This is a genomic window from Ornithinibacillus halotolerans (genome assembly GCF_014637405.1).
GTDB classification, from domain to species: domain Bacteria; phylum Bacillota; class Bacilli; order Bacillales; family Amphibacillaceae; genus Ornithinibacillus; species Ornithinibacillus halotolerans.
Genome location: NZ_BMEY01000045.1, coordinates 1 through 737 on the forward strand (window position 1 = coordinate 1; position 737 = coordinate 737).

Here is a 737-nt window from a genome sequence, read left to right on the forward strand (position 1 = left end):
CCCGTGTAGTTGTCTCGGCATGGTGAATACGACATGAAAATAAGGAGCATTTAAAATGTCCTTTTTCCGTTGATCCACCCATACTTCTTTATTAACTCCTTGACAAGATGGACAATGCCGATTTCGACAAGAGTGATGTCGCATGACAGTGTGCCCACAATCTTCACATGAATAGGATTGTCCGCCTAGTTCTTGTGTTCTACATTGGATTATGGAATTAGCAGCCTTCGCCTGTTGAGCAGAAGGATTATAGATATCGATAAACGATGGATAATATTTCTTAAATATCTGTTGGATCGTACTCATTTTTCATGGACTCCTGAGGAGTCTAGTGGACTTTTTATTCCCATTAGGCTTTTCGAAGTCATGTGTAAGTATGTTTGTGTCGTGTGCAGACGCTTATGTCCGAGCATTTGTTGGATCAGGACTGGTTCCACACCATCTTCTAAAAGGTGTGTAGCAAAGCAATGCCTTAACGTGTGTGCAGAAATAGCTGAATCTAGACCAAATTTATTTCGGAGCTTGATAACAGTATTTTTTATTGTTTTTACATGAATGTGATTTTCTTTACTTTTCCCGAAAAATAACCAGTCATCTTTAGAATAGGCCGAATCAGCAAAAAAGGTGACAAAGTATTCTCGGAGTACCTGTAAAGCAGTCTCTGATAGAATGGTATAACGATTCGTATTGTGTTTTGCGTTATCTACTCGAACTCTCATCGTCTTACTATCAATATC

Annotated in this window: 2 protein-coding genes; both read right to left on the reverse strand. The window is 38.9% G+C overall.

Annotation, left to right across the window (positions count from 1 at the left end; genetic code table 11):
• A partial coding sequence (locus IEV35_RS19970) for an IS91 family transposase (protein ID WP_188386415.1) occupies window positions 1-306 on the reverse strand: 306 nt, incomplete at its 3' end.
• Window positions 303-737: tyrosine-type recombinase/integrase (locus tag IEV35_RS19975; protein WP_188386416.1), on the reverse strand; the 435-nt coding region annotated here is incomplete at its 5' end. The genes IEV35_RS19970 and IEV35_RS19975, both read right to left, overlap by 4 nt.